6 protein-coding genes are annotated in these 6,471 nt (G+C 41.3%); 1 reads left to right on the forward strand and 5 read right to left on the reverse strand.

Going from position 1 to position 6,471, the window contains the following annotated elements; all coding sequences use genetic code 11:
- Positions 1–77 precede the first annotated feature (77 nt).
- Positions 78–866 (reverse strand): DUF1835 domain-containing protein, encoded by a 789-nt coding sequence (locus tag AC1DPZ_RS19640; protein WP_477406551.1) that lies wholly within the window; start codon positions 864–866, stop codon positions 78–80.
- Positions 867–971: 105 nt separating this feature from the next.
- Positions 972–2,036, reverse strand: coding sequence for an SGNH/GDSL hydrolase family protein (locus AC1DPZ_RS19645; RefSeq protein ID WP_477406553.1), 1,065 nt, complete (start codon positions 2,034–2,036; stop codon positions 972–974).
- A 453-nt stretch (positions 2,037–2,489) separates the two neighbouring features.
- Here AC1DPZ_RS19645 and AC1DPZ_RS19650 point away from each other — a divergent pair, with 453 nt between their 5' ends.
- Complete coding sequence (locus tag AC1DPZ_RS19650; protein WP_477406555.1) at positions 2,490–3,716, forward strand: alpha/beta hydrolase-fold protein; 1,227 nt, start codon at positions 2,490–2,492, stop codon at positions 3,714–3,716.
- Between the two features lie 109 nt (positions 3,717–3,825).
- Here the strand turns inward: AC1DPZ_RS19650 and gldD are convergent, their stop codons facing one another.
- The 3 genes from gldD to AC1DPZ_RS19665 all read right to left on the reverse strand — a co-directional run bounded on the left by gldD (position 3,826) and on the right by AC1DPZ_RS19665 (position 6,150).
- Complete coding sequence (gene gldD / locus AC1DPZ_RS19655) at positions 3,826–4,404, reverse strand: gliding motility lipoprotein GldD (protein WP_477406561.1); 579 nt, start codon at positions 4,402–4,404, stop codon at positions 3,826–3,828.
- Positions 4,401–5,201, reverse strand: a complete 801-nt coding sequence (locus tag AC1DPZ_RS19660; RefSeq protein ID WP_477406557.1) for a shikimate dehydrogenase family protein — start codon at positions 5,199–5,201, stop codon at positions 4,401–4,403. The genes gldD and AC1DPZ_RS19660 overlap by 4 nt, the downstream gene beginning before the upstream one ends.
- Positions 5,202–5,388: 187 nt before the next feature.
- Positions 5,389–6,150 (reverse strand): phosphosulfolactate synthase, encoded by a 762-nt coding sequence (locus AC1DPZ_RS19665; RefSeq protein WP_477406559.1) that lies wholly within the window; start codon positions 6,148–6,150, stop codon positions 5,389–5,391.
- Positions 6,151–6,471: the final 321 nt, after the last annotated feature.

Below are 6,471 nucleotides of genomic sequence, written 5' to 3' on the forward strand. Positions count from 1 at the left end.
TTGTAGCTCCTGCAATTGATAGCTATACTTTGGCTGGTTATTCTTCGCGCTGCTGATGATATAGTCGGTTATCATTATTATAGCTCAATAAGCTGTTTTTGTTTAAGGCGGTTAAGATAAATATCAATTTCCGAATCGCCCATACCATATATTTTCTCTGTCGACCAAAAAGCCTGGTATATTTCGGTTCTTGTTTTGATGCCGCTGTTATAAATATCCAACAGCTTTTGTTCTATGTAATTTAAGCCTTCAGCATTTGTTCGTAATCTTTTTAAGTGAGCTTGCAGGGCTGGCTTAAGCAGGTGTAATACTCCCCAAAAGGAGTTTTCATTAAGCCATAGTTCCAGTTCATCAGCATTGCCGTTTACATACAGCGGCCAGGCTTCTGCTGCCAGCTCAAATTCCCATTCGTTTAACTGCTCCCGGCTGTCGTAAAGATCTTCCAACTGATCTCCGGTTAACTCACCCATGCCCCTAAAATCTTTTACCCCCGGATAATCTGCCGGGCAAATAAGGTAAACCGCCGGGGCCGACATGTTGGTTTGCTGGTTCAACATTCGCATAGCGCCCAATAGGTTTACCTGGCAATGCAGATCGAACTCAAACCATAGGTTAATCTCTTCATAAGGTTCATTCAGTTTGCCCAGTTCATCAATCACTTTATGCTGATACTCTTCAACAGGCTCATTAAAGGTTTTATGGATCCATTTGGAACGGGCACTCCAAAAGCTTCCCGAAGAAATGTTTTCCTGCAATGGGCCTTCGGATAATACCTCACGCCATACCATTACATCGCCATCAAGCCCGGTCTGGTTAAAACCATACAGGGTAGAGTCGCCATTAAGAATATGTAGAATGCTGCTCATAGGAGTATGTGATTATATAGCAAAGCAACGTGTTTTATGATAATTTGGGTATGCGTTTGTAAAATAAAAGTACGTTCCCTATAAATTCACCAGATATGGGGCTTATTACCAGCCGGTCAGCTTTTTTAAACACGCCACAAGCTCTCCGGCAATAAGCTGGTGTTCATAAAGATCGGGATGACCTCCGCAGCCATTATTGTACTTGTGTAAAAAAAAGTATTTATATACCTTTTTATCTCCCCTGGCGTTGGCATAGGCAGTTATGGCTTTAATATAACGCTGCAAAACATCGGTAAGGGTGCCATTGGCCATGGGACTGCTTAAACAAACAATATCGGCCTTGGGGTACTTTTGCCTTATTGTGCCAATAAACTTAAGATAAGTACTACAATACAGGGCTGAATCCTGCACACCATCATTCTGACCCAGGCAAATGGTAACCACATCAGGCTGATAACGCTTAAAATCCCAGGCTATCGAATCATTACGCAGGTATACCTTATCAAATACCTGTGGCATTACTACGTTCATATTACAGCAGCTGTGCACAAGGCCAATGCCCGCAACAGATGTAAGCTGCCAGTCGGCATTTAAATTACGTGAGGTGGTTGGCCCGTAGCTCATATAGGCGTTATGCTGATCATACCATTCGCCTTTATCGCATGGCACTACCGATTGGTCCATGCCAGCACCGCTGGTGATGGAATCGCCGATGTACTCTATCTTATGTTTTGCCTGTAGGGGTGCCAATAGCTTTTCGCAGCGGATGCCAACAAAATCTATAAACCCGATCATTGATTCGGTGTCTTTACAGATCAATACGGTGTGGATGCCATCAGCCAATCCATCAGCCACAGTGATCACATTGGTTTTGCCGGTGGTTTGGATGCGATAGGGTTTTTCGTTATCAACGGCTATCTCCAGGTAGTTGTGATTTTTACCATACATTACCTGGTCGTTAATAAGTACCTGGCATTTGCTGCCTTTAAACCGCACCTTAATATACACTCCAGGCGACCACATCCTTGGCCTTATTGGGTTCGAGAGATCAACCCGGCCAACATATTGTATGAGAGGGTTGTTGGCTTTGTATAATATAAGAGAATCAACCGCAGACGCCTTGGCGCTTAATGATAATATAGTAAGTAATAAAACAGCTAAATATTTCATGATGGGTAAAGCGCAATGGTTATTGTAAAAATAGCTAAGGTATGCAATTAATACTTTTATAACGTTCAATGGACCCGCAATTAAAATAACAGGTGTTCCACCGGAACGGTGGAACGCTGCGGAACGGCTGGAACACCTTTTTTGCTGATAGTCAACACTTTAAGCTTTACTAAAAACAGGCGATGGAACACAAAATCACCTGGCAATCAACAAGTTATATTTTTCATAAATTGCGACTTTAAGCTTTAAACTTCAAATTAACCGAGTGTTTTACAGAATTAGCGCAGGATTCTACGAGATCTGACACCAATGCTTATTTCTTATTTCCCGCTTGTTAATTGGCTGAACATAATGCGCTTATAATAAATATATATCTACTTTTAGAATACATATATTTACTTTTATTCGTACTAAACCAAGCCATAGTAATTTCTTAATTTAACATTACTTTAAATGCAAGTCTCACCTAAATATTACCTGATATTTGGCGCCGTTTTTTTGTTGCCGATGATGATTGCCGTGCATGCACTGGCGCAAAGCGACCCTGAATTTAAACCAATACCGGCGGAAATTATAACTATCACCTCAAAGGTCCTGAATGAAAAAAGGAAGATATATATTTATACTCCGGCTAAAGATTCTTTAAACACAGGCAAACGTTACCCGGTATTGTATATACTGGATGGCGACAATCATTTTGGAATGGTAGCCGAGTATTGCAGATACCTGAGCCGGCCCGATGTAAATGTGATGCCCGAAATGATTGTTGTTGGCATAGCTAACACAAACCGCACCCGCGACCTTACACCTACACATTCAAATACTGATTATTACGGAAAACCCGATACCAGTTCAACATCATGGCTTAAGCCAAGCGGGGGCAACGAACAGTTTTTTCAATTTATACAAAATGAACTTATACCTTATATAAAATCGAATTATAAAACCCAGCCGTTTAGTGTTTTCGCAGGCCATTCGTTTGGTGGTATTACCGCCATTAATTGCCTTTTAACCCGCCCGGAAATGTTTAACGCTTATATTGCTGTAAGCCCGTCATTTTGGTGGGATAAGGAATATCTGCTGAAGTTGGCCGATAAGAAGCTGCAAAAAGGATCAACCCTTAATAAGATACTTTTTTACAGCGATGCCAGCGAGGGTGTAGCCGATAAATCGGCATTTCATGCCAACCTGCTTACATTTGATTCGCTCCTTATAAAAAGGCAAGTCACCGGGCTCGATCATAAATATGTTCATTACCCGGAGGATATCCACATGACCGAGCCTATAACCGCATATTATGATGCACTGCGTTTTATTTTCAAACAATGGGACCTTCCGGAGCAGGACGCCAGGCAAGTTAACAGCACTGTTATAGCTAAACACTATTTGCAATTATCGCAGCGATATGGATACACTATTTTGCCCGGGGAAACAGCTATTAACAACTGGGCATTGTACCTGGTGCAGAATGCCGGAACAGCGGACAATGCCATCAGTCTTTTTGAGATGAACACGGTAAATTACCCCCGGTCATATAAAGCTTTTACCAATCTTGGCGATGCGTGGTTAAAAAAAGGATTTAAAGAAAAAGCAATAACCAATTATAAAAAAGCCCTTGAAATAAATCCTTTGGATACCGGTTTAAAAGAAAAAATCAGGATGATGGCGCAAGGGAAATAGAACCCTGAATTCACGTTGGCCTTTAGTCGAAAGTTTTAAGTTCGAAGTCAAAAAAAAACAATTCCGGCTTATAACTTACAACTTAGTACTGTTGCCTTAACACTCCTGCCTATTTCCATTTAAAACTTTTGATCAAAACCTGAAGGTCTTTCTTAACAAAATTAAGGGCAGGCTGAATGGAATCCAATTTTGGTTCGGAGTTAAAATAAAGCGCCCCTCTAAGATAGTTTTTTGTGCTATCCGTCAGGAAAAACTGCACAGATGATGCTGCATTACCATCAATGGTGTAATAAATGCCATAAACTTTGCGCCCGGGATAAGCTATTATACCTTCATCAATTGAGGTTGCTTTTACCGTATGCTTAAAAGCAAAGGTGCGTGCATCCTCCACTAACTGATTGAATTCTTTTTTTGAAGTAACCTGCTGGTAGCTTAAATGCAGCGTTGCATTAAACTGCGGAAACTGCATATTTACCCAGCATGGTTTTGCATTTCTGCTCAGATCAGGCTCAATGAATGCATACTTGGGATAAGTAAATGTGTAAGGGCAGCCTGCCGTGTAATCCTGGTATTCTTTTTTAGGAAATTTTATGCGGAAATACCCGCGCGGCTTGGGCGAGTAGTCATGATTACCGCCACAGGCAGCAAACAACATCAACACCAAAACTAATAAACCTGCATATCTCATGTGCGCAGGTCTGGAGTATTCCATATTTCCCATGATTTTTCTGCCTGCAATACCAACATTTCGTAGCCGTTTTTGGTGGTTGCTCCCTGCTCACGTCCGCGTTTCAAAAACAGGGTCTCTTCTGGGTTGTAAATCAGGTCGTATAATAAATGCTCATCGGTAATAGCCTCATAGGGAATCGGCGGGCATTCATCAATATTGGGGGAAGTACCTACAGGTGTTGTATTAATGATGATTTTATGCTGCTTAATGTGGTGTGGTTTCAGATCGCTGAATAGCAAATGATCGGGATGGGGTTTCCGGGTTACTGTTTTATAGGCGATGCCCATATTTTCCAACACGCATCTTACTGCTTTTGCTGCACCGCCATCGCCCAATACAAGCGCCTCGTCATTTGTATCATTGATGAGCGGCTTTATCGACATTTCGAAACCATACAAATCTGTATTATATCCTTCGAGCCTGAAATCGTGACCTTGTATTCCAACCTCGCCGGTAAAAGCCGMCTGCAGCGGACTTTCGCTACTGATACAGATACAATTTACTGCTCCGGCCATGCGGGCATCATGCTCAACCCAATCAAGGTATGGTATAATGGAAACTTTGTGCGGTATGGTAACATTAAGCCCTACAAGATTAGGGTTTTCATCCAGCAGATCCTGCAGATCTTTAATATGCTCAAGCGGATATAGATCATAAACGGCATCTTCAATGCCTTCTGCTTTAAATTTTTCGGCAAAATACTTTTTTGAAAAGGAGTGCGAAAGCGGAAAACCTATTAGCCCGTAATGTTTCATGTATTATTATTTGTTATTGCCTAAAATAAACGCCTAAAGATATACACAGAAACGATAAGTGCCATACTCAAAATTATAATACAGTATTTATTATCAAAGAAACCTTCAATTTTGGTTATTGATTTATATGTAAAAAAAGCCTTCTGAATTTTCATCCGAAGGCTTTGTCAGTATAGGATAAGGTTAATTATAAGCTCAGAAAATGATCAAAGGTATCGCTCCGGATACCCAGGCGCAATGTTTCCAGCGGTATAATATCCGAAGGAGCAATATTGCCTAAGCTTACGTTGGCCCCAATAAGTTTGATGAACCAAACCTGTTGCGCTTTTTGCGGGGCCTCCCAAATAATGGTTCCTTCGGGAATCTGGGTAAGAATCTCGTCAACCAACCCCTGTCTTACCTCGCCGGAATCACGATAGATCCCCACATTACCACTCTCGCGGGCCTCGGCAATTACTTTCCATGAACCGGCTTCAATCTCGGCGTTCATCAATTTTATCCATTTATATGGGGCAAATATTTTTTGCACATCTTTTGACCCTACTTCCGATATCACTGTAACATGCTTTGCCAGCTTGCTGATGTATTCACATTTAACATCGTGTTCAATGGTGATCGAGCCATCTGACACTTCGCAATGCTCCATCTGGTATTTATCGAGCAAGCGGCAATAATCATCAAACTGGTTACGCACAATAAAGGCTTCAAACAATGTACCTCCAAAATAAACAGGGATTCCTGCTTCCTTATATAGTTTTAATTTCTCGTTAAGGTTAGGTGTAACGTATGATGTGGCCCAGCCAAGCTTAACAATATCGGTGTGTGTACTGCCAACTTCAATAAAATCCTCCACCTGCCTCAAACTTAAACCTTTGTCCATCACCATCGTAATACCTTTATCGCGGGGTTTAAATGTGCGCTCGGGTAAATTATTGATATTGTAATTCATATACATTATTGGTTATAGCCTATAACTAAAAGTTCTAACGGGGTAAATGTCGGAAAAAAATTGCAAAGGATAAATGATGTAAATGTTAAATCTTAGACGCTGCTTAAAAATGGATAAATAGATCATCATACGAATATCCACCAGCCTGGCTGGAAAAAACAGTAATGACATGTTATGGATACCATAATCACCTCGTGATCGTCATTGCGAGTATCCATCAGGTAAGAACCTGAAAAAAACCGTGATGACGTGCTGGCTTTTGGGGCTCACAACAACCATGTCATTGCGAGCGCAGCGCGGCAATCGCGAACTGTACAGGTC

Source organism: Mucilaginibacter sp. P4_G9 (genome assembly GCF_056400985.1).